This window comes from Parabacteroides goldsteinii DSM 19448 = WAL 12034 (assembly GCF_000969835.1).
Lineage (GTDB): Bacteria > Bacteroidota > Bacteroidia > Bacteroidales > Tannerellaceae > Parabacteroides > Parabacteroides goldsteinii.
On record NZ_KQ033912.1, the window covers coordinates 903,126 to 928,009 of the forward strand.

General features: G+C 43.1%; 16 protein-coding genes. 10 read left to right on the top strand and 6 right to left on the bottom strand.

The annotated features are described in order from the left end of the window. Positions 1–192: 192 nt before the first annotated feature. From HMPREF1535_RS03600 to HMPREF1535_RS03620, 5 genes are read right to left on the bottom strand one after another with little or no spacing between them, the layout of a single operon-like run. On the bottom strand, positions 193–1,545 hold the full coding sequence (locus HMPREF1535_RS03600; protein WP_046145331.1) for a TolC family protein: 1,353 nt from the start codon (positions 1,543–1,545) through the stop codon (positions 193–195). Positions 1,546–1,567: 22 nt separating this feature from the next. Further along, positions 1,568–2,686 (bottom strand): efflux RND transporter periplasmic adaptor subunit, encoded by a 1,119-nt coding sequence (locus HMPREF1535_RS03605; protein ID WP_007654793.1) that lies wholly within the window; start codon positions 2,684–2,686, stop codon positions 1,568–1,570. 45 nt (positions 2,687–2,731) lie between these two features. Then, positions 2,732–3,997 (bottom strand): ABC transporter permease, encoded by a 1,266-nt coding sequence (locus HMPREF1535_RS03610; RefSeq protein ID WP_007654795.1) that lies wholly within the window; start codon positions 3,995–3,997, stop codon positions 2,732–2,734. Positions 3,998–4,009: 12 nt separating this feature from the next. Continuing rightward, the gene (locus HMPREF1535_RS03615; RefSeq protein ID WP_007654797.1) at positions 4,010–5,275 is read right to left on the bottom strand and encodes an ABC transporter permease; all 1,266 of its coding nucleotides are present in this window, start codon (positions 5,273–5,275) and stop codon (positions 4,010–4,012) included. After that, positions 5,262–5,951 carry an ABC transporter ATP-binding protein gene (locus HMPREF1535_RS03620; RefSeq protein ID WP_044214882.1) on the bottom strand — a complete coding sequence of 230 codons (690 nt, stop codon included), beginning with the start codon at positions 5,949–5,951 and terminating at the stop codon, positions 5,262–5,264. The genes HMPREF1535_RS03615 and HMPREF1535_RS03620 overlap by 14 nt, the downstream gene beginning before the upstream one ends. A gap of 617 nt (positions 5,952–6,568) precedes the next feature. On the opposite strand from HMPREF1535_RS03620, the gene HMPREF1535_RS03625 reads away from it, so the two are divergent. Next, the gene (locus tag HMPREF1535_RS03625) at positions 6,569–7,291 is read left to right on the top strand and encodes an MBL fold metallo-hydrolase (RefSeq protein ID WP_046146390.1); all 723 of its coding nucleotides are present in this window, start codon (positions 6,569–6,571) and stop codon (positions 7,289–7,291) included. Between the two features lie 18 nt (positions 7,292–7,309). After that, positions 7,310–7,687, top strand: a complete 378-nt coding sequence (locus HMPREF1535_RS03630; protein ID WP_007654808.1) for a VOC family protein — start codon at positions 7,310–7,312, stop codon at positions 7,685–7,687. A 28-nt stretch (positions 7,688–7,715) separates the two neighbouring features. On the opposite strand, the gene HMPREF1535_RS03635 is transcribed toward HMPREF1535_RS03630, so the two are convergent. Beyond that, positions 7,716–8,189: a GyrI-like domain-containing protein gene (locus HMPREF1535_RS03635; RefSeq protein WP_007654809.1), complete on the bottom strand. Its 474-nt coding sequence runs from the start codon at positions 8,187–8,189 to the stop codon at positions 7,716–7,718. Between the two features lie 248 nt (positions 8,190–8,437). Here HMPREF1535_RS03635 and HMPREF1535_RS03640 point away from each other — a divergent pair, with 248 nt between their 5' ends. From HMPREF1535_RS03640 to HMPREF1535_RS03675, 8 genes are all read left to right on the top strand, one after another. Continuing rightward, entirely contained in the window at positions 8,438–9,403 is a 966-nt protein-coding gene (locus HMPREF1535_RS03640; protein WP_007654811.1) for an ROK family protein, read from the top strand. 83 nt (positions 9,404–9,486) lie between these two features. After that, positions 9,487–10,011 carry an NUDIX domain-containing protein gene (locus tag HMPREF1535_RS03645; protein ID WP_046145332.1) on the top strand — a complete coding sequence of 175 codons (525 nt, stop codon included), beginning with the start codon at positions 9,487–9,489 and terminating at the stop codon, positions 10,009–10,011. Positions 10,012–10,626: 615 nt separating this feature from the next. Further along, a complete protein-coding gene (locus tag HMPREF1535_RS03650) occupies positions 10,627–14,067 on the top strand; it encodes a SusC/RagA family TonB-linked outer membrane protein (protein WP_046145333.1) in 3,441 nt (1,146 codons plus the stop codon). Positions 14,068–14,111: 44 nt separating this feature from the next. After that, entirely contained in the window at positions 14,112–15,824 is a 1,713-nt protein-coding gene (locus tag HMPREF1535_RS03655) for a SusD/RagB family nutrient-binding outer membrane lipoprotein (RefSeq protein WP_046145334.1), read from the top strand. Between the two features lie 499 nt (positions 15,825–16,323). After that, positions 16,324–19,323: a tetratricopeptide repeat protein gene (locus HMPREF1535_RS03660; RefSeq protein ID WP_046145335.1), complete on the top strand. Its 3,000-nt coding sequence runs from the start codon at positions 16,324–16,326 to the stop codon at positions 19,321–19,323. A 9-nt stretch (positions 19,324–19,332) separates the two neighbouring features. Further along, entirely contained in the window at positions 19,333–21,132 is a 1,800-nt protein-coding gene (locus HMPREF1535_RS03665) for a TonB-dependent receptor (RefSeq protein ID WP_046145336.1), read from the top strand. An 87-nt stretch (positions 21,133–21,219) separates the two neighbouring features. After that, a complete protein-coding gene (locus HMPREF1535_RS03670) occupies positions 21,220–22,551 on the top strand; it encodes an MATE family efflux transporter (RefSeq protein WP_046145337.1) in 1,332 nt (443 codons plus the stop codon). Positions 22,552–22,700: 149 nt separating this feature from the next. Continuing rightward, a complete protein-coding gene (locus HMPREF1535_RS03675) occupies positions 22,701–24,593 on the top strand; it encodes a M64 family metallopeptidase (protein ID WP_046145338.1) in 1,893 nt (630 codons plus the stop codon). Positions 24,594–24,884 lie beyond the last annotated feature (291 nt).

The window sequence follows — 24,884 nt, forward strand, 5'->3', positions numbered from 1 at the left end:
CATAGTTCTTCATGAACTATGTATTTTTAGAGGTTTCATATCCCTTTTCTGCGACAAATATAATATTTATTCACTCACTTTGATGTGTATTTACAAAAACGGAAGGAAGTTTCCTCACGGAAACTTCCTTCCTACTTGGTGTGTCTAATCAATTATGTTAAAAAATAGGATTTAATCTTATTGCAAATAATATTATAAAGTGATTGGTGTTCCATTATAGAAATCAAGGATCTTGGTACGGAAGATAAAGTTGTACTTTGCCTGTGTCTGTTCAGCCAGACTCTGCGCATACTTCGTCTTTGCTTCGCTGTATTCAAATACGGTACTTTTTCCTGCACCATACCGTTCTTCAGCATATGAGAAAGCGACCTTGCTTGCATCGACTGATTTATCGGAAGAGATGTATTTCTCCTGTGCTGCCGTTGCATTATAATAAGCCTGTTGAATCTCCTTATAAAGTGATTTTTTGCTGTTTTCCATCATTAACTCACGATTAGTTATGGAAAGACGGGCGGTACGGACGCTGTTACGTACCTGGAAACGGTTGAAGATCGGAATACTCAGACTTAAACCGATTGATTTCTGTCCGTTATTCTTCAACTGATCACTGAACGGAGCGTTATTATAATCGCCGTCACCGAAGTTATGATAGTAACCGGTACTGTAACCGGCACTTAAATTCAGTTTCGGATAATATCCCGCCTGGGCTATACGGAGCGCTTTCTTCTGGCTCTCCAGCAGATACTGCTGTTCCTTGATCTGCGGTTTGAATGTCACGGCATGATCATAGACCTGGTCAGGAGGAATGATACTGCTCATGTAACGTTCAATGGCATCACCGTTTTCCGGTTCCAGCACATCGAAGTTTTCACCGGCACGTTCCAATTCCAGACTTTGTGCCAGATCCAGTAAAGCCAGTTTCACATTGTTCTGCGATTCTGTCAATGTGACTTCATCTTTTGCCAATTGGGCTTTCATATCGTATAACTGGGAAACAGGGATTTTACCGGCATTATAGAGTGCCTCGGTTTTTGTCACCTGCTCAGAGCTCAGATCTACCTGCAATTGGGCAATCTTCAACATTTCCTTATTATAAAGAACTTGCAGATAGTAAGAAGCCACATTAATAGACAAGTCCTCCTTTGCCTTATTCAAAGTCTCGATAGATGCTTTCAGGTCCAGCTTGCGTGCAGCAATATCGTTCGGTATTTTCAACCCGTCGAAGATAGGCATGCTCAATTGAATACCGGCTGTCGTATTGGCCGAGTTACGGTCTACGATCAAACCATCTTTCGATTCGGAGCGGCCGAAACCAAAGTTTTCCCCCACACTGGCATTCACACTGGGCAACCAACTATATTTACTGGTGTGTAAGTCCACTTCGCGGCTTTTCTGTTCCAATTCCTTTTGTTTCAGATCTATATTGTTCTCGATAGCATACCGGATACATTCCTCCAGCGACCATTGCTTTGCCACTTCCTGTGCCCTGACGGGCAGACAGAAAAGGAATGAGGCCAGCGCTACGGATGATATGATTTGTTTCATCGCTTATTCGTTTTTATTTCTATTACTTATTAGCAGCTACAATACCACCACGAATCTTGTCACCTTCAGACAAACCTTCTTTCACTTCGATCTTGATACCGTCAGACAAACCGACTGTAACAGCACGTTTCTCAAATAATTGTTCCGGCTTTTCCTGTTTTACAATCTGTACGAAAGTAGAGTCTCCGCTGAATTCAACACAACTTTCAGGAACGGTCAGGACATCGGTCGCACGTTTCAGCACGATCTCGGCATTGGCACTGTAACCGGCACGGATAAAGGCATCTTCCGGCATCTGAACGGCCGCTTTGATCTCGAACAGGACGGCACCGTTTTCTTCCACTCCTTTCGGAGCTACATATTCCAGGGTGGCATCAAACGTACGGCTATCCAAAGCACCGACTGTCAGTTTGATAGGCATACCTTCATGGATACGTCCAACTTCTGTTTCATCCACTTTTCCCCTGAAGATCATATTGTTCATATCGGCTACGGAAGCAATTGTCGTACCGTCATTGAATGTATTCGACTGGATCACCGAGTTTCCGACTTTAATAGGAACATCCAGAATCATACCGGTAATGGTAGAACGAACCTGTGTCGTACTGGACGATGCCGATTTACGTGAAATACCTTCACGGATAATCTCCAATGCATCCTGTGCATTTTCTGCTTCTTCCTGTGCTTTCTTATAATTAGCCAGTGAGGTTTCATAGTCCTCTTTAGATATGACTCCTTGCTTGTGCAGATCTTCATCCCGTTTGTAGGTAGCTTCTATCTGCTCCAGACTGATCTTCGCCACACGGACACGCGATTCAGCACTGTTCAGCTGAACCATTTCAGGGATTACCTTGATCTTTGCAATAATCTCGCCTTCCTTCACCATCTGACCGGCTTCCTTCAGCAATTCGGAGATGATACCGGACATCTGCGGTTTGATAAGTACCTCATCACGCGGTTCCACCTTTCCTGTCGCCACAGTCTTTGTCTCTACCGAGTCGCGTTTGGGAGTTACCACTTCATACATGGTGATGACAGGTTGTGCTTTTTTCCACAAGAAGTAGAAAGTGCCGACCACGGCGGCTCCCACCAATACTAAAAAGATGATTCGCAGGATTTTCTTAACGATACGATTCTTCATAACTATCTTAATTTTCAATTTCCAATTTATAATATTCAATTCCCCTTATTCTTCTCTGATAGCATCAATAGCCTTAATCTGCATGGCTCGCCAGGCCGGAATCAATCCAGCCATAAGTCCGCTGATAAGTAAAACAACGGTTGCGGCTACGGCGGCTCCGATATGTATTTCCGGATTACTGAAGAAAGTGCCCTGAGAATCTGCCGATCCGCTGCTTGCCAATAAATTATTAGCTACATCCAACAGAAAAACTCCGCAACTTAACCCCATCAGTCCGGCCAAAGCCGTAAGCAACAAACTCTCACTCATGATCTGGGATATAATATCGAACGGCTTAGCCCCGATTGCACGGCGTACACCAATCTCGCGGGTACGTTCTTTTACCGTCACCATCATAATGTTACTGACCCCAATGATCCCAGCCAGCAAAGTACCCATTCCAACCAACCATACCAGAATATTGATCCCGGTAAATAGTGTTTCAAAACTATCGAATTGCTTGGCAATCGTAAAACTGCTGACGGCTTGCGGGTCGGTAGGCGATATTTCATTTTGTGATTTCAAAACATCCGTTATATCTTCCACCATCCTGTCGCATGAATAACCGTCATCGGCGGTTGCACACAGGAACCAGAACTTATCCCCCTGGTTGGCCACCTGCTGTAAGGTAGTAAAAGGCAACATGATACTTTCCTCCGTACGTCCTCCGATCTGTACACGTGGCTTAGGTTTCACAACGCCCACGACCTGATAGTAAATGCCATTTACACGGATATACTCTCCGATCGGATCTTCACCGGGAGTGAACAACACTTCGCGCACAATACTACCGATCAGGCAAACCTTACGTTTTTCTTTTACGTCTACCTCATTCAGTAAACGCCCTTCCAGTACGTGCTGCGTTTCTATATTAAAATATTCGGAATGTACACCGCGCACATTATAAGTGCCGGCTTTCTGTCCTCTCACCACATTATTTTGTCCGCCCCATGACATAGCCATCGGCGACAAATAACGCACACCTTTCACACGGTTACGGATTGTTTCCAGGTCACGGTTACGCATCTGCCAGTAACGTCCTTTCTTGTAGCCTTTATAAGGCTCGCCGGTACGTTCGGAAAAGAAAAAAGCTGAATTAGTAGCGAAACCATTCACATTCTTCCATACTCCGTTCTTGAAGCCGGTACCCGACCCTAACAGGATAACAAGCATCAGGATTCCCCAAAACACCCCGAACCCGGTCAAGAGGCTTCTGGTCTTGTTGCGGGTGATAGTCACCCATATCTCTACCCAACGGTCTATATCGAACATATCTATCTGTATTTATTCGTTTCTCATGGCTTCGATAGCCGTAATTTTCACTGCTTTACGAGCCGGAAAATAACCAGCCAGCACTCCTGCACCAACAATAAGCAACGTTGACATCAAAGCAACGGTCAGGTCGACCGTAGGATTCAAAAAGGTACTCATATCATCGCTGGAAGAGGCTTGTCCCATCTTGGCATTTTCCATAATGAAGTTAATGCCTTCTGTCAGTCCAACTCCGGCAATCATGCCGACATAACCGAAAACGGCCGTTATCAGGATAGACTCTACGATGATCAGTTTCAGTATGGAAAAAGGAGTTGCTCCAATCGCCTTACGGATACCAAACTCACGGGTTCGTTCCCGAACAGTAATCAACATGATATTACTGACTCCCACAATACCTGCGGCCAAAGTTCCGATACCGATTATCCAGATAAACAGAGCTATACCATTCAACATCCCGTTAAACATGGCAAAATCTTCAATCGTGCTCCACATACCGATTGCCCGCAGATCTTCCGGATCAAACATATGCCGTTTCCCCATCTGCTGACGGAAACGTTTCTCAAATGCTTCGTATTCCTCTTTGGTATTAATACCATCCAGGGAGAAAATAATATTATCCAACCCATAACCGGAGCGGTAAAGTTGCTGTGCCGTAGAGAAAGGAATATAAGCCGGAGCATTATTATTGTTGTCCTCATCCGTATAAACTCCGACCACCTGATAAGGAACATCGCCAGCATTCACATATTTTCCTAACGGATCCTCCGAACGGAAAAGCACTTCTTTTATACGGGGACTTATAACTATCACTTTTCTTTTCTGAAGTATATCTACTTCATTAATAAAACGTCCGTTACCAACCGTCATTTTAATCTTGTCGATGATAGCTTTATCCGGATGTACCCCCTGTAAAGAATAAGAGTTATATTCTTCTTTATACGAAAGCGTATCGCTTTGGTAAAGGACACCTGATACCAGGTTCACTTCGGGATTCTGCTGTCTCAAGGCCACCAAGTCATCATCTTTATATTCGATCCGTCGGTTGGTCTGCATCCCTTTATAGGGTTTGCTGGCATAACGAGGCCATGTCTCCACACGGTTCCCCGCCCAACGGTCAAAGTTGTGCATGATACCATTCTTCAGTCCGTTGCCAGCTCCCAGCAAAACGATCAGCATGAAGATCCCCCATGCTACGGAAAAGCCGGTAAGGAACGTACGGAGCTTATTCTTTTGAATCGTACTCCATATTTCCCGGAAATTATCAAAGTCGAACATATCCTTCTCCTTTTTCGATGTTTTCTATCAAACCATCCTTTACACGGATAATCTTTTCGGTCACATTGGCTACGGATTGCTCGTGAGTCACGATAATCATAGTCATACCTTCTTTATTTACATTACGCAGAAGTTCCATTACTTCGACCGTCGTTTTACTGTCGAGTGCACCGGTCGGTTCATCGGCCAGGATCACCTGCGGTTTAGCAATCAAGGCACGGGCAATGGCTACACGCTGTTTCTGTCCACCCGACATTTCGTTAGGCATATGTTCCGCCCAGTCTTTCAGTCCGACCATATCCAGATATTCCATTGCCATCGCATTCCGTTTCTTGCGGTTTATACCCTGATAATAGAGTGGCAAGGCGACATTCTCCACCGCATTCTTGAAAGAGATCAGATTAAATGACTGGAAAATGAAACCGATCATCTGGTTACGAAGTTCAGCTGCACGGCTTTCGCTGAGGTTCTGAATCAATTGTCCGTTTAAATGATAGGTACCAGTATCGTAAGTATCCAAAATCCCCAGTATGTTCAATAGCGTCGATTTCCCCGAACCGGATGCCCCCATAATGGAAACCATCTCTCCTTTTTCGATCTCCAGGTCTATGCCTTTCAAGACATGCAGCGGAGCACCATTGAAATACGTTTTGTTAATTCCTTTCAGCTGAATCATCATATTTGTCATTACTTTTCTTTATTAGACGTACACTTTGTAAAAAATGTTACACATTTAAGAAACTTTTTTACCCTCTGACGCAACAAATATATATTTATATAAGATACCTTGTATCACAAGGTACTAATTTTTACAAGATATTAACTATCGTTTTGTTATCAGATAAACACAAATAATCAAGGAATGCTTACTAAATAAACCGACAACTACGAAATATACTGCATTGCCCCATTCATTTTATTTATAAATTCATCAAATAAAATAGCAGGGAATAACCAAAAACAATATTACATTTGCAAACTATACTTACACTACCTACAAGACTAACCCACAAGATGTTATCAATTTTATACAGTTATGTAAGTTATTGTCGACAGCTATCAGCAATATTACTTATAGTTATTAACAAAATTACCGATAGCTATCAACAACATTACTGACAGCTATCGACAATCAGTTTGTTCGGCAGAAAACCAAAACCAGTATCCTATATTATTTACATTCGTACGGTAACTATTATCTGTTTCATTCATCCTTTTGTATATTTGTATCGCCAAAAACAACTTAATCACACCGTATCATGTTTTATTTACATGAAAATAAAAGAATACAGTATGAGACTTACATATATTTATCACAGTGGCTTTGCGATCGAAACAGAAGGATATACTATCCTGATCGATTATTTTAAAGATACGGGGAAAACACCGGATACGGGATTTGTCCACGATGAACTGCTCCGACGCGCGGGTACATTATATATATTATCCTCCCATTTCCATCCGGATCATTTCAACCCGGACGTCCTGAAATGGAAAAAGATTAAGTCGGATATCAAATATATTTTCTCCAAAGATATTCTGAAACGCCACCGGGCGACAGCCGAAGATGCTGTTTACCTTAAGAAAGGGGACGTTTTTGAAGATGAAAATATCCGTATCCGGGCATTCGGCTCGACTGATGTAGGCATTTCTTTCCTGATAGAAGCGGAAGGCAAACTGCTGTTTCATGCCGGCGACCTGAATAACTGGCACTGGAAAGACGAATCGACACCACAGGAAGTGGCTAAAGCCGAAGGCGATTATTTGCGGGAACTGGATATACTGGCTCAGGCAACCAGACATCTGCATCTCGCCATGTTTCCGGTCGATCCGCGTATCGGAACTGATTTTATGCGGGGAGCGGAACAGTTTGTCGACCGGATAAAGACTGACGTTTTAGTCCCTATGCACTTTTGGGAGCGTCCCGCCGAAGTAGTAGCATTCGGCCCTTATGCCGAATCGAAGGGATGCCGTTATATCCTGTTGTCCTATCCCGGAGAAAGCACTGATTTTTAATTTATAAAGAAAACAAGTATGGAAATCAAAAGTAGATTTGATCATTTCAACATCAACGTCCTCGACCTCGAAAGAAGCATTGCTTTCTATAACAAAGCGCTGGGTCTGAAGGAACATCACCGCAAGGAAGCAGCCGACGGCTCTTTCGTTCTCGTTTACCTGACAGACGACCAGACAGGTTTCCTGCTGGAACTGACCTGGCTGAAAGACCGTAACGAGCCGTACGAACTGGGAGATAACGAAAGCCATCTCTGTTTTCGTGTAGCCGGCGATTACGACGAAGTACGCAAATTCCATAAGGAAATGGATTGCGTATGTTACGAAAATACCGCCATGGGATTGTATTTCATTAACGACCCGGACGATTACTGGATCGAAATACTACCGGCTAAATAAAAAAGGCAATACCTTAACCAAAATTGTATCAGCTCTTCACCGGCAATACAATTTTGGTTAACCCGTCATCGAAAGGTTCCTCTTTCCGCCGGTAATAAAATTCATAGGCCGTACCTTCCGGCTCGTATCCTTTCTGCATCATCCAGAAAGTCATCTCGCCATATAAATAATTAATTTCTTCGTAATCGCCTTTAAATAAACAATGCACGACTTTGGATTGCGGTATTACGCGTGACCGGACGTTTTCGTCTCCTTCCATCAGGCAGGACACAGGGAAACAAATTTCCACATCCAGGTCATATATATCCATATTCAGATAATCGTAGTAAATGATAAAAGGCACATCCGTCATATATTCCCCTGTTTTCCGGAGAAGGGCCAGTGCATCCTGACGTTTTCGGGCAAGCGTCCACTCTAAATCCTTGTAACTGACTTTCGTACGGGTCGATAAAACAGGTTGTTCCGCCCGGACCATAAGCCGTATGTCTGAAACCTGTGGCATAGTGTTATTCATTAATGGGTTAAGAATCTACCAAATATAAAAAAAACACCTAAAGAACGGTTGTCACCGGAAAGAAAAAAGTTGAAAATGACGTATTTTGATCCGGTTATTAAGTAAAGTTACATTTATTGTCACATTTGAAAACTGATACTATTCAGCATTTTTTTTAATAAAATCATTGCAGCTAAGCATATTCCTCTTATATTTGCTATCCAGAAAGACTCATTATTAATCATAAATATAAAATCATGGAGAAGCCTTATGTAGTAGGTATTGATATAGGTGGTACCAATACTGTTTTCGGCGTAGTAGATGCAAGAGGAACAATCTTGTACAGTGGATCAATCAAAACTGGTAAATATACTGATATAGAAGAATATGTTGCGGAACTGGGACAAGGTCTTTTATCAGTAATCGACCAGGCCGGAGGTCCGGACAAAATCAAAGGTGTCGGCGTAGGAGCTCCTAACGGTAACTTCTTCAACGGTTGTATCGAATTTGCCCCGAACCTTCCATGGAAAGGTAAAATACCTTTGGCACAGTTGATCAGCGAACAAATCGGCGGTATTCCCGTTGCATTGACTAACGACGCCAACGCTGCTGCAATCGGTGAAATGACTTACGGTGCAGCACGTGGTATGAAAGACTTTATCGTTATCACTTTGGGAACAGGTGTAGGTAGCGGTATCGTTATCGGAGGTAATCTGGTTTACGGACATGACGGTTTTGCCGGTGAGTTGGGACACGTGATTATGCGTCGTAACAATGGCCGTCCTTGCGGTTGCGGTCGTCAGGGATGCCTTGAAACATATGCATCCGCTACCGGTGTAGCACGTACAGCCCGTGAATACCTCGAAATCCGCAAAGACGAAAGTCTGTTGCGCGATCTGGATCCGGATGAAATCACTTCAAAAGATGTATTCGATGCAGCCATGAAGAATGATAAACTGGCACTTGAAATCTTCGAATTTACAGGAAATATCCTGGGTGAAGCTTTTGCTGATGCTGTTGCATTCTCCAGCCCGGAAGCCATTATTCTGTTCGGTGGTCTTACCAAGGCAGGCGATCTGATCATGAATCCGATCAAACGTTCTATGGACAAGAACATGCTGAAGGTTTACGAAGGTAAAACAAAACTTCTTTTCTCTCAATTGAAAGAAAGCGATGCTGCCGTATTGGGAGCCAGCGCTTTGGGTTGGGAAGTGAAAGAGTAATCGTATTCACTGGGGTTCTGCCCCGGATCAAGGGCGGCCTGAGGTCGCCCTTCTTTTTTATATATCACTTAATTATCAGAGACATGAACCATCCTTTGCATCAATTTATCTATTGCCCCAAATGTGGAGCCAACACTTTCATCGAACGTAATGAAAAAGCGAAACAGTGTACGACATGCGGTTTCGTATACTATTTCAATCCTTCTTCGGCAGTAGCCTGTTTCATCCGAAATACCGCCGGAGAGATTCTACTGGTGCGCCGGGCTAAAGAACCTGCCAAAGGGACGCTCGACCTGCCGGGCGGATTCGTCGATATGTTCGAATCAGCGGAAGATGCGGCACACCGCGAAGTAAAAGAAGAAACAGGACTGGATATTACCGAATGCCGTTATCTTTTTTCCATTCCTAATTTATATATGTATTGCGGTTTCGAAGTGCACACGGTAGATATGTTCTTTGAATGCCATGTAAAGGATTTCATAGGTGTCCATGCGGAAGATGATGCCGCCGAAATCGTTATCGTGAAAAAGGAAGAGTTGAAAGCGGAAGAGTTCGGGTTGATGTCGATAAAGAAGGCCATTAGACTTTACAAAGAAAACAACTGTTAACTTCCATCGATTCATCTATCAATTGACAATTAGAGGACGGAATATTCCGTCCTTCTTATTTTCTGTGTTACAATTTTTATACTACATCCTGTTTATTAGATTTTTTTCAAAAAAAGAGGATATATAATCATAAAAAACATCATAGTTCTAAAAGAACTCCATACTAAATATTCGGCACAAATATATTAATAATTTATTACATACTGTTATTTTACGTCAACAAAAGAAGGATTATGCTTTATTTTTAACATTTACAATAACAAGGTATATATAAACACCACTCTATACTTTAACGTAAACTTCACCCTTTGATTACACTCATATTGTATATTTTAATAGAATCATAAACTAGTTGGTTTAGTGTAATATCCCCCTAGATTATTTAAGCAATATTTATTAATAGGACGAAAAGTAACAAATAGAACACTTGAAAAAACAATCTTATAAAAAAAGTTTTTTAACTCTACTTAACCATGGTGATACTATTGATAATTATAGTCTTTTTATTCTTGTTTCAACATAGTTCTTTTAGAACTAAGATCAAAAACATCAATAAACGTCAAATCTAAAGTAACTCCACTAACACTAGTATTATTATAAATAAACTCATTAATTATGTTGAAACACTTCAAACCTGTCAGCTTAATTCTTGTCGCAGGAGCAATAACACTTCCTACAAGTGTATATGCCAATTTAGCGCCAGAAAAGCAAGAAACCGCTATTACCCAACAAAGTGGTAAAGTAAACGGTGTTGTAGAAGATGATTTCGGACCTGTTGCCGGAGCGTCAGTAGTGATCAAAGGAACCACCCACGGTAGTATTACCGATATGGATGGTAAATTCAATTTAGAAGGAGTAAAAAACGGAGACATTATCCAGATTTCTTTTATCGGATATGCTACTCAGGAAGTCACCTACACAGGCCAGCCTTCATTAAACATTAAACTAGCAGAAGACACTCAGAAGCTGGACGAAGTAGTCGTAACAGCTTTGGGTATCAAGAAAGATGCCAAGAAATTAGGTTATGCCGTAAGTACTGTTTCTTCAGAAGAATTGACAAGAACCGGAGGTACAACTTTAGCAACCGGTCTATATGGTAAAGCTGCCGGTGTTAGTATCCAGTCTGCTCCCGGTGGCGGTACATCAGCTGTTTCTATCTCAGTACGTGGTCTTTCTTCAATTACGGGTAACACACAACCTTTAATCATCATGGACGGTGTTCCCATCCGTAACGGTAATGCTAACAAAGACGGTTATTGGACGAACCAACGTATTGAATCAAACGGTATGGTTGATATCAACCCTGAAGATATCGAAAACATCTCTATCTTAAAAGGTGCAGCCGCTTCTGCTTTGTATGGTTCGGAAGCAGCCAACGGTGTTGTGATGATCACTACGAAAAAAGCAAAGAACGGTACAGGCACTCACGTCGACTTCAGTGCAAACGTAAGTTTCGATAAAGTTGCTTATATGCCCGAAATTCAAAAAGAATATGGCCCCGGGTATGATAACTATGTACTCGGAATGAATGACCAATCGGCTTTGACCGGTTTTCGTAATCTTCGTGTAGACCGCAATGGTAATCCGATTACAACAACAAACCGTGAAACTTATTACTCTTGGGGTGCAAAATATGACGCAAACAAGTCTGTTACTTATTTTGATGGCAACGAGCGTGCATTTACACCAATTGACCATAATCAATGGAACGACATCTTCCGCACAGGTGTTAATCAGACATACAACTTGTCTATGACTAACAGCTCTGAGCGTAACAATGTCCGTTTATCTTATACGTTCAACGATGCAAAATCCATGCAGTTGAATTCCAATAACCACAAGCATAACTTCAATTTGAGTGGAGCTTATGACATTACAAAGAATCTTAAATTAAATTATTCAGCTACTTATCAGAACCAGTTCATCAAGAACCGTGCATATCGTATCAGTCGTTTAGTGACAAACTATTCAGGTATGTTCAGTGGCTTCACTGATGTGGCTTACATCCGCGACCATACAGTAACTAGCTTAGGCTACCAGAATAGTATTTATGCTGGCAACGGTGGTACACCTAATACACTAACTCCAGACGAGCAGTTCCTTTATACTCCAATGGGGTCTACCTCCTTGATGTCTGAATATTTCTGGAATATTTTAGGTAAGGTTCAGGAAGAAGAACACCAACGTTTTATCGGTTCAGTGAACCCTACTTGGGAAATTATTCCGGGCTTAACATTAAGTGGACGTTTGGCTACCGACCTCACAATTGACAAAATCGAGAATAAGAACAATACGGAGAATGCCCATGTCTTTTCTACCAACGGTCAATATAGCGATTCTTATGGTTTGAAAAACAACCGCTATTCAATCGTGTATAGTGATATCATGTTGATGTTCGACAAAACATTTGCCGATGTTCATAACATTACAGCCAACTTAGGATGGAATGCCCGTCAGGAATCTTTCTACGAATCATCCGTAAGTACTTCACAAGGTTTAACACAAGAAAACTGGTTCCATCTGAATGCATCAGTAGGTACCAAGAATGCATCTATGACAAAAAGAGATCTTCTAAAGACCGGTGCATTCTTAACTGCTAGTTACGGATATAACAACTGGGGATTTTTGGAAGGATCTATCCGCCAAGAAAAGACTTCTACTTTAAGACATGGCAACAATTCATTCTGGTATCCGTCAGTCAGTGCAAGTTTATTGTATACAGAACTGTTGGGTGACAAGAATCCGTCATGGTGGAATTATGGTAAAATACGTTTATCATACGGTATCGTTGGTAACGCTCCTGAAATTTACCGTGCTAACTTAGCCTTCGAACAAGGATCTTTGACACGCAACAATGTATATACTTATAATACAATTCCAAGTTCTATCGGTAACGAAAGTATTAAACCGGAAACAAAACATGAGATTGAAGTTGGTATTGAAAACAAATTCCTGAACAACCGTTTGGGTATGGAATTCAACTTCTATACAAATACAATCAAAGACCAGATTCTTCCGGCTACTGCTGCTACATCTATGGGAGCAAACAGTATGTTGATGAACGTAGGTGAACTTGCCAATAAGGGTATTGAATTGAATGTATACGGTACTCCGATCGAAAACAAAGATTGGAAATGGGATTTACGTGCCAACGTGGCTTGGAACAAAAATACAGTGAAGAAGCTAGTTGACGGTCTTGACGTCCTAAGCCATGTTAGCATCGACGGTGGTGCAGCCACACTTGAATCTCATGTAGGAGAAGCAATGGGTGACTGGTACACTTATACTTGGAAAACTGACGAAAACGGCAACAGAATCGTAGGCGAAAACGGTTTGTATATCACAGATACATCTAAAAGACACAAAGTAGGCAATGCCATGCCTAAGGTAACCGGAGGTTTTGGTACCAGCCTGAGCTATAAGAACTTCACTCTTGACATGGCATTCGACTTCCGTTTTGGCGGTTGCTTGATCAACCAGCCTTGGCAATATATGAAGTCCGTAGGTAATATTACAGATGCTATTGGCGTTCGTGATCATGAAACAGGTGGTATATTCTATTATAGCGAAACAGACAATTTAGCCGACAAGGGTTCTATTCGCGTAGTCAATGCTGGTGAAATGGCCAACTACAAACGCGGTGAAACCATGATCAACGGTCATTATGTATGGGACAACGGTTTGATCCTTCCGGGTGTAAAAGAAGACGGTACTCCAAATGACATCATAGTGACTCAATTTGAAGCTAATGACGGTAGCTATGGCTGGGGAACAAGCGCTACAATGACATATCAGGAAGCTATCCAGAAAAATAGCTATATCAAATGTCGTGAAATCAGTTTAGGTTATACTTTACCGGTAAATTTAACTAACAAATTTGCTTGCAGCAGATTGACTGTTTCCGGCTTCGTTCGCAACCCATTCTATGTTTACCGCACATTGAAGTTGTTCGATTCTGAAACCACCGATGGTACAGACTGGATCAGCCAGTCACAAATTGGTGGCTCTACGGCAAGTGCCCGTACATTCGGTTTCTCTGTCCGTGCCAGCTTCTAATATTATAATTCATTGAAATCATATTAAAACAAAGAATCAATTTTATGAAAAAGATAATTTCATTAGCATTAACCGGGCTTACACTTATGTCGGTCACGTCATGTTCAAATGCTGACTACGACGATAAGTACACAGATCCATCTAAAACGTCCACAGTGGCTGTACCTCAGGTATTCACAGGAGTCATGCAAGCTGGGAATACATGGATGAACCCGATCTATTATCGTCATTACATACAAACAACTACCTCCGGCCTTTTCTCCGGCATCATCGGTAATGACAACTCACGTGGACGTTTCATGGGAGCAGGCGAAGGCCGTTATGACGACCGCTGGAAAGAATTTTACACCATGTTGACCCAACACCGTGTATTGGAACATACATACAACAATTTAGAAGAAAGTGTGAAGTCTTCTAACATTGTATTCTATTATTTGAGCCGTACACTTGTTGAAGCGCAGCTTCATGAAATGCTGTCAGTATTCGGGGATGTCCCTTTCAATGGTGCAGGTACACTGTGGAGAGATGGCGATTATAATGCAGCCAAGAAAAAATGTGTTTATGATGATGACGTAACGCTTTACAAACAAATCCTTGCAGACTTAAAAGAAGTAGGCGACTATTTTGCTAATGGTAATGTGGATGCAACAGGTCTTACAGCATTATCTCGTCAAGACTATACAGTAGCAGCCGGCAATGCAACACAATGGCAAAAATATGTCAACTCCCTTCGTTTGCGTATTGCACTTCATTTGTCTACCGGCGGTGATTGTGTATCCGAGGCACATGCTGCTATTGCTGAGATCCTAAACAATCCGACTAAATATCCGCTTATCGACAATAATCAAGAAAACATGGGTGTTACAGCCGATACTCAAACAGATAAATTCAACTTTGGTAAAAGTCTGTCACAAGCACTTCATGGTAATGGCGGTGCCACTCAGAATGTTTTAAATGTCATGAATCTTCCGGCAAACGGAATTCCAGATGCAAATACCGACCCGCGTATTGCAGCCATGTATGATTGCAATCCTGACGGTGAATATATTGCTTACGATATTCGTATGACAAATGCCGAAATTACCAATTTGAATGATCAGAAAAAACAAGAATATGCCCAAAAAGGTCTTATGACTTCAAACTATTTTAATAAAATAGACTCATTAGCTGTAGCAGGTTGGGCTGAATATCAAGGCAATGAAAACCTCTTCGGTTTGTGGCTGAGTGCCGCAGAAGTAAGTTTCAGCAAAGCGGAAGCTTATCTGATGGGATATGGTGTTGCTGCAAACGCAGATTTGGCAAAAAGTAACTTCATCACTGGTGTGGAACAATCTTGCGAATATTACTGGGATCAAAAAGAAAGTTCATCATTGGCTAAGGAAGGCAACGACAGTTATTATGGTTACCGCGAGTTGGTCCGTCCAAGCACAACAGATATTACAGCTTATGCTGAAAAGATCTGGAAACCGACACAGGAAGTTATTTGCACACAGCTTTGGTTAAACTTCGGCTATTTGGATAAATTAGGAGCATGGAATGTGGTACGTCGTACAGGTTATCCGACTATTTCATTTGCTACTGACGACCAGGTAACAAATTATCCGACTCCTCCTAACCGTTTGCCTTATCCAAACGATGAGTTGACTTACAACAGCGAAAACTGCCAGGCTGCTATCGCCAAAAACTACGAAGAGCCAAGTGGTTATTACACCAACCTCTTCTGGGCTAAGAAGACTTATTATAAGATGATTAAATAAAACAAGAACAAAAAATACTCCACATAATTATATAAAACATAATTGATGGTAAATGTGGAATCTGAAACCGCCCCGAAGTGATTCGCGGCGGTTTTATTTTTATGATCCCTCCCACCCACCAAGCGCAAAACGCCCCCTCCAGCCAAAAATGTGTTCACGGAAAACCAGTTAAATATACACAAATATCCTTATCGATTTTAACACAAAAATCGCCGTTTTACCTCCGTATTAGCTCCAGTGAAGCTCCACTTAACCTCCACTTAAACTCCACTCCCTAGGATTGGTGTTAAAATGGAGGTAAAACTTTAACAAAAGGGGCCTTCAAGGACGGTTTATGTTAACGCGATTTTAACACGTTTTTTTCAGGTGCTGTTATAAGGAGTGTAGGAATATTCCCCTTTTTTAGCAAGCAAGCATATAAATCGGTGTTTTTTATGTAAGTTTGCAACTTAGAACTAACAGAGACTGTTTATTATCTGTATATTAAAGCGAAGGAGCGATGAAAAGAATACTTATTCCACTGTGCCTGGTGGTAGGAAGTCATGTGGCTAGCGGGCAACGGTCGTACCAGTTTGAGGCACCGGACCGTTTGTTCATAGAAGGTAAAGAATTGTTTAGTTTAAAGAACTATCCGGGTTGTATCGATAAGCTGGAAGCTTATAAACAGCATGCAAAAGATGCCGACCTGATCCAGGAAGCTGACTATATGATCGTATATGCAGCTTATGAACAGGGACGTCCCAATGCCGACGAACTATTGAAAGATTATCTGGAAGATTATCCGGCTTCACGCCATAGCGATGAAGTGAATTTCCTGATCGGTTCCATTCATTTCGAACGCGGGGAATACCAAAAAGCTATTTTCTGGTTCAACGAATCGGATATAGACATGCTCAGTCCGGAGCAACAGGAGGCTTACAGCTTCCGGCTGGCCTATTCATTATTGCAGACCGGCGAGATGGATAAGGCACGCGGATATTTTTCGCGGATACAGCAAATCGGTACCAAGTACCGTGAAGCGTCGACCTATTATGTGGCCTATATCGATTATGCAACCGGCAAATACAATAACGCGTTGGTAGAGTTCAGCCGCCTGAAAGAGATGCCGGATTACCGCGAGCAATCCTTGTACTATATTACACAGATCTATTTCATACAGAATAAATATGAAAAGGTAGTGAGCGAAGGGGAAGAACTTCTCTCCTCCTATCCGAACAGCAAGAATAACAGCGAAGTATACCGTATCCTGGGTAATTCTTATTACCATTTGGGCAACCAGGATAAGGCGACCAACATGTTGAGCAAATATGTATCGTCGACCGACAGCCCGTTAAGAGGAGATTTGTACATTCTGGGTGTTTGCTATTTCAATAAAGGGAATTACAGCAGTGCCGTAAACGCCTTGTCGCAGACAGTACGCGAAAACGACGCACTCTCGCAGAATGCCTACCTCTATCTCGGACAGTCTTACCTGAAACTGAAAGACAAGAACAATGCCCGTATGGCTTTCGAGGCTGCGGCAACCTCTTCATTCGACAAACAGATTCAGGAAGTAGCCATGTTCAATTATGCGCTGCTGATCCATGAAACTGCCTTTACCGGATTCGGCGAATCTGTTACGATCTTCGAAGATTTCCTGAATGATTTCCCGAACTCTCAATATGCCGACAAAGTAAACGACTACCTGGTGGAAGTCTACCTGACAACCAAGAACTACCAGGCAGCTCTCAACTCTATCAATAAGATCAATCATCCGAGCACCAAGATACTGGAAGCCAAACAGGACATTCTGTTCCAGCTGGGAACGCAGGCTTTCACCAACATGAAGCTGGATGAAGCAGTCGACCTGTTCTCGAAAGCTATCAACCTGGGTTCTTATAATATGGAATCGCGCAATGACGCTTATTTCTGGCGCGGCGAATCCTATTATCGCAAAGGAGATTACCGCCAGGCTATTTCAGACTACCGTACTTATCTGAACAACACCCGCCAGCGGAATACAGATATGTACGCACTGGCCCATTATAACCTGGGATATTGTTATTTCAAACTCAAAGAATACGGAGAGGCACAAAACCGTTTCCGCCAGTATATCAATCTGGAAAACAACCAGCAGGCACCGGCATTGGCAGATGCTTACAACCGTATCGGCGACTGCCTGTACCAGAACCGCCAGTTCGCACAGGCTGAAGAAAACTATACACATGCCGCCCAATTGCAACCGTCTGCCGGCGACTATTCCGTTTACCAGAAAGGCTTCCTGCTGGGCTTGCAGAAAGATTACCGAGGGAAGATCAGCGCAATGGACCGCCTGCTCCGCGATTATCCGGAATCACAATATGTGGACGATGCATTGTTCGAAAAAGGACGTACCTATGTATTGCTTGAAAACAGTTCACAAGCTGCACAGGCATTCGAGACATTGATACAGCAGTTCCCGCAAAGCAGCCTTGCCCGTAAAGCCGGCATCCAGTTAGGATTGCTTTACTTCAACGACAACCAACCCGAAAAAGCGGCTACAGCCTATAAGCAAGTGATCAGCAATTATCCGGGTAGCGAAGAAGCCAGAGTGGCTTTACAAGACTTAAAGTCGGTTTACATCGACCTGAACGACATCAATTCGTATGCCAACTACGTCAACTCACTGGGTGGAAATATCCGTCTGGAAGTCGGCGAACAGGATTCGCTTACCTATATTGCCGCCGAGAAACTCTTCAACCGTGGCAACAACGAAGAAGCACGCCGCAGCCTGATCAACTATTTGCAGACCTTCCCCGAAGGCGCTTTCAGCTCGAATGCGAACTATTATCTGGGAAGCATCGCCTTTAGCAAGAAAGAATACGACGAAGCACTTCAGCGTTTCAAATCGGTTATCGAGAGCGGAGATACCAAATTCCTTGAAGAATCGGTGGCCCGCACGGCAGAAATGCAATACCTCACTCAGGACTTCCCTGCTGCGCTGGAAAGCTTCAAGCGCTTACAGATCATAGCCGAAAATCCGGAGAACAAGCAAGCTGCCCGTTTAGGCATCATGCGTTGTGCTTTACAGACCGGACAACAGGAGGAAGCTCAACTGGCAGCCAACGAATTGCTGAAAGATCCGAAACTGTCACCCGAAGTGGAAGCCGAAGCCCGTTATATCCGTGCTAAAGCCTACATCGACCACAAACAGCCGGCTAAAGCCGTCGAAGACCTGACAATTCTCAGCAAAGACACCCGTACGGTACACGGTGCCGAAGCTAAATACCTGCTGGCCCAGTACTTCTACGATACCAACGACGATAAGAATGCGGAAAAGATCCTGGAAGACTTCGCCAAGAACGGCACGCCTCACCAGTACTGGCTGGCACGCGGTTTCATCCTTTGGGCCGATATTTATATCCGCCAGGGAGACGACCTTCAGGCACGTGCTTATCTGAACAACCTGAAGAACAACTATAAGGGTGATGACGAAATCGCCGCTATGATTGAGGACAGATTAGGTAAACTAAAGCAATAATAGAATACAATGAAGACTATATATAATGTAAAAGCGCTGTGTGTCGTAGCCTTGCTTGGGACTACCGCCACAATGAGTGCACAGGAAGATACTTCGAAGAAACAGAATCTGGAACGGGAGATGACGCTCGAACGCGAGTACGACCCGACGGTACAGGATGCAAGCAAAGTAAACACCCTTCCGGTCATCAAGGAACCGGAAGTAAAAAAGATGCCGATCGACTATGCCAATTTCACAATTGCAGCCGACCCGGCAAAAGAGATCAGCCTGCTTCCTTCAGGTAATATCATGACAGATATTCAGTACAACAAGCGTCGCGGTTATTTCAACTTCGGCGGCGGTACCTATCTGAATCTGAACGGTGACCTGGGATATCATATCCTCAGCACGGACAAGGATCAATTGAATATCTGGTTCTCGCACCGTTCAACGAATGGAAAAGTAAAATACCTGCAAGTGGATGAAAAGGTTAAGGCGAAGCTGAACGATAATATGGGTGGATTAAACTTCAAACATAACTTCGATAAGCTGGCATTGAAGATGGGAGTTAAATATGGTTATTCCGGATTTAATTATTACGGATTGCCAATAGAAAGCCTTACTCCTATCACCTCCTCAAACCCTACTCTCCCCGCAGCTGACATGGAAACCAACCAAGTTGCCCAAACCATTAAGGCGAACGTAGGCGTAGAGTCCAAAGCTGATGCTCCTGTCGGGTACCTGCTCGATCTCAGCTACACCAATTTTTCTTACAAATACGGATATTCAAAAGAGCACGATGCACCGTCGGAAGGGACATTCAATCTTGACTTCGGGTTAAGTTCCGGTTTCGGAGGCAATCAGCGTGTTGGCTTGAACGGTAATTTCCAATATTTCAATTACAGCCTGCCCTCAGAACTAAAATCACCTGAAACAAAAGATCCGTCAACCTACTTCGACAACTTTGCTGCTGCCACCCTGAATCCTTACTACAAGATAGAAGGAGACAACTGGCATGTAAAATTAGGGGTAAATGCAATGTTCTTCAGCGGCGAGCAGAAGAAGTTTATGGCTTCCCCCAACATCTCTGCCGACGTCGAAGTTGCCGACAAAACCGTACTATACCTGAATGCCGATGGTAAATTACAATCCAACAGTATGTATGATGTGAACCGGATCAACCGTTATGCCAATCCGTTGGAAAGATTGACGCCTTCCCGCAACTGGCTGGATGGTATCCTGGGTATCAAGAGCGGCGTTGCTCCCGGTTTCTGGTTCGACGTTTTCGGAGGATATAAAATCGTCAGCAATAACTATTTCTTTGTACCGACACTTGCTTACGGTGACAAAGATTACTTCGGTTCCGCTTGCGGTATGATGAATGAAATAGACACCAAACAGTTACTGGTCGGTGCCAACCTGAAATATAGTTACCAGCAATTATTTGAAATCTCCCTGAAAGGTGTTTATAATAATTGGACAGCCGAATACAGTGATAAATATTCAGAGACTGATTTAGCCGGTAAAGATGCTACAGCCTGGGGTATGCCCGAAATGGAGATCATAGCCGGCGTGACAGTCCGCCCGATCAATAACCTGTCTGCTTCCCTGGACTATTACCTGGCCACCGGACGTGAAGCCAGATTAGGAGAAAAGAACGTAAAGATGGACAACATCAACGAACTGAACCTCACCGGAGCATACAACATCAACGATACCTTCGGCCTGTATCTGAAACTGAACAACGTACTGTTCCAGAAATACGAACTTTACTACGGTTATCCGTTGCAGAAGTTCAGTGCGATGATCGGAGTGAACATCAATTTCTAATCAGATAAAGAAACATAGATCAGAAGGAGAATCCAATATCGGGTTCTCCTTTTTTATTCCTACTTTTGCACCCAAATAAGACAGAACATGCAAGGAACAAAAAACCTGACACAAGGCCCTATCAAACGGCAGCTATTCAATCTGGCATTGCCGATCATGGGTACTTCTTTTATTCAAATGGCTTACAGCATCACCGATATGGCCTGGGTAGGACGGCTGGGCAGTGAAGCCGTTGCCGCCATCGGAGCTGTCGGCATCCTGACCTGGATGACCAATTCGATCTCTCTGTTGAATAAAGTCGGTTCGGAAGTAAGTGTGGGGCAAAGTATAGGTGCACGAAATGAAGAGGATGCACGGAATTATTCATCCCACAACCTTACCATTGCCCTGATCATCTCCATTTGCTGGGGATTGCTTCTTTTTGTCTTTGCCCATCCGATCATCGGTGTCTATAAACTGGAAGCTCCTATTGCAGATAGTGCTGTCGAATATTTACGGATCGTATCGACCGCCTTTCCTTTTATATTCCTCTCGGCAGCCTTCACCGGCATCCATAATGCGGCAGGGCTAAGTAAAATACCCTTTTACATCAGCGGAACGGGACTTATCATTAATATGATACTCGACCCGGTATTCATTTTTGTATTCGATATGGGAACAGCCGGAGCCGCCTGGGCAACCTGGTTATCGCAAGCCACGGTATGTGCCATTTTTGTATATCAGTTAAAATGGAGAAGCAGGTTACTGGGAGGATTCTCCTTCTTCGTCAGACTAAAGAAAAACTATTCACAAAGGATTCTGCAACTGGGCCTACCGGTAGCCATGCTGAACACGCTGTTTGCCATCATCAACATTTTCATGGCACGAACAGCCTCCACTTACGGTGGACATATCGGCCTGATGACACTCACCGCCGGAGGACAGATTGAAGCGATAGCCTGGAACACCTCCCAGGGATTCAGCACGGCACTGAGTGCTTTCGTCGCCCAGAACTACGCGGCTTCCGAAAAGAACAGGGTGCTGGAAGCCTATCACACGACATTGAAGATGACCACCGTATTCGGTATCCTTTGTACCTTATTATTCGTCTTTTACGGCAGCGAAGTCTTCTCACTGATCGTCCCCCAGAAGGAAGCCTTCGAGGCCGGAGGTATTTTCCTGCGAATAGATGGGTACTCGATGTTGTTCATGATGCTGGAGATCACTATGCAGGGCTTGTTCTACGGAACAGGACGGACGGTTCCTCCTGCAATCATCAGCATTACTTTCAACTCGCTGCGTATACCGATGGCTATTGTATTATCCGCCATGGGATTGGGAATCGTCGGTGTATGGTGGGCAATCAGTATCTCCAGCATGCTGAAAGGAATCGTTTCCTTTATCTGGTTCAGGGCTTTACAAAAGAAGATATTGAAGTGAGAAGTTCTATTATTTATCTGTGAACTATCCTGTTATCAAAGTGTCTTGATTGTTACAGACAAACTCGATGGGTAAGATTGAATTCCAACCCGTCCTTGCACAATCAAATAAATGATTTACCTTTGTAAACAAATAGAAGTACCATCCATATGAATATCAAAAAGTCTTACTATTGCACAAATATTTTCTTTTTCCTTTTCTGTTTATTACTATGTTTAGCTAGTTGTAAGGAAGAAGAAGAGTTTCTGACAATCTCTGTTTCTGAATTGAACATACCGGCTAAAGGAGAAGAAAAATCCATTGACATCCATACAAACTCAGTATGGATTGCGGAAGTAATGCCGGCCGGCAATTCCTCATGGGTAACCTTAAATACAATGTCGGGAGATGCAAACACCTCTTCGGTACATATTATGTTTGCCGAAAATAATACGGATCAAGAACGTACAGCCGAAATCCTGTTTCGTGCAGGTAAGACCGCTCAGAGTTTAAAGATCACTCAAAAGGAAAAGACAACACTTGTTGTGTCCGACAGAGGGTGGTATATAGGGCAACCAGGTGGTAGATGGCCCTTTCCGATAGACCGGAATGTAGACTATACAGTCAGCATATCTCCGGAAGCCCGGAGTTGGCTCCAACTTTCCGAAACGAAAGCAATAACGACAGACACATTATACTTAACGGTCAGAGAGAATCTTGAACCTGAAATGCGAGAAGGAGCTATCTATATTAAGGCAACAGATGTTTCTGCTGCCGATACGATTTTTGTTTCACAGGAAGCTCTCCAGATCACCGTATCCACTGAACAACTAGATTTTGCCTCAGAGGGCGGCAGTGGGGTAATTTCCATCAATTCAACGCATACCGATCACAATTACAATCCCGAATATACGTACGTCATTGAACCGGAAACGGCGTCCTGGTGCCAGATAAAAAAAAGTGAAGATTCAAAACTCTTGTTTGTCTCAGTCTCCACTAATGAAGCAAAAGTCAGGCGTGAAGCAAATATCAATATCAAATCCTCCGCTCTAACCAAAACAGTCCGTGTCATACAACAAGAAGACGGACTAACTTATTACGCAGATGGTGAATATGTACGTTTGCAGACGGCATCAGCTGGCAAAGGTGTAAATATTGCTATTATGGGAGATGGGTTCACCAAAGCAGATCTGGTGAAAGACGGACGATATGAGAATCTGGCAAACCAAGCGATGGAGCATTTTTTCAGTATAGAACCTTATAAGTCAAACCGGAAATATTTTAATGTTTATATGATATTTGCTCAATCGGAAGAAGCGGGCGTAAACGGGGAGATACCGGGTATTACGATCGATAACCGCTTCGGATCGATATACGGAGAAGGCACTAATATTAATTGGAACGATAGCATTTGCGATGTCTATCTGAATTTGGTCCCGGAATTAAAAGGTGTCGTAGAAATGACCACGATCCTCTTCCTGAACAGCAGTAAATATGCCGGAACGGCCCATCTCTATTCAAACGGATTTTGTATTGCAGCCTGCCCTATCAGCAAAGAAGCACCTCCTTTTGATTTCAAAGGATTGGTACATCACGAAGCAGGAGGACATGCTTTCGGGCTTTTAGCAGATGAATATATTATTTATGAAGAAAAGGCTTCAGAAGGCGTAAAGGCAGAAATACGCCTCTGGCAAAAATTCGGTTGCTATCGAAATGTCTCTTCGACAAATGATTTGTCCCAGGTCCCATGGAGTGTTTTCACTGGAAAAGAAAAGTATGCTTATGTAGGAGCCTACGAAGGTGCTTATCTTTATCAATCAGGGGTTTGGCGCCCCGAAGAAATCAGTTGCATGGATATTAATATTCCTTATTATAATGCCCCCAGTCGTTGGGCGATTGTTGACAGAATCAGAAGGCTTGCAGGAGAACCATGTACGTTTGACGACTTTATGCAATCCGATCATGTTACCCCCTGGTCTGCTACGAAAACAAAACCTCAGAAATCATATCCTCCGTTAGGGAAACCGGTATTGATAAAGAGCAAAACCTCCGGAAGATTATGAAACATAAAACGATTCCCTGGGATTTTATGCTTCAACCCAATGCCGATAAGTGGATAATCTTGAAATCGCAATTTGCGACATCAAGATGGGGAGGATCCCGCAAACTGCCGTATGCCTTTACAGAACTATAGACCTGGCTATACCAACACTATAGTGTTACTACGGCTAACACGGTGTGCTATCTGTTATGACACTACTGTCCTACATTTGAATCTGTAATATGCCGAATCGAAGCAACAAATACAACTTCAATCTATAGGTTTCAGCCTTCAGACGCTTCAACAGGTTACT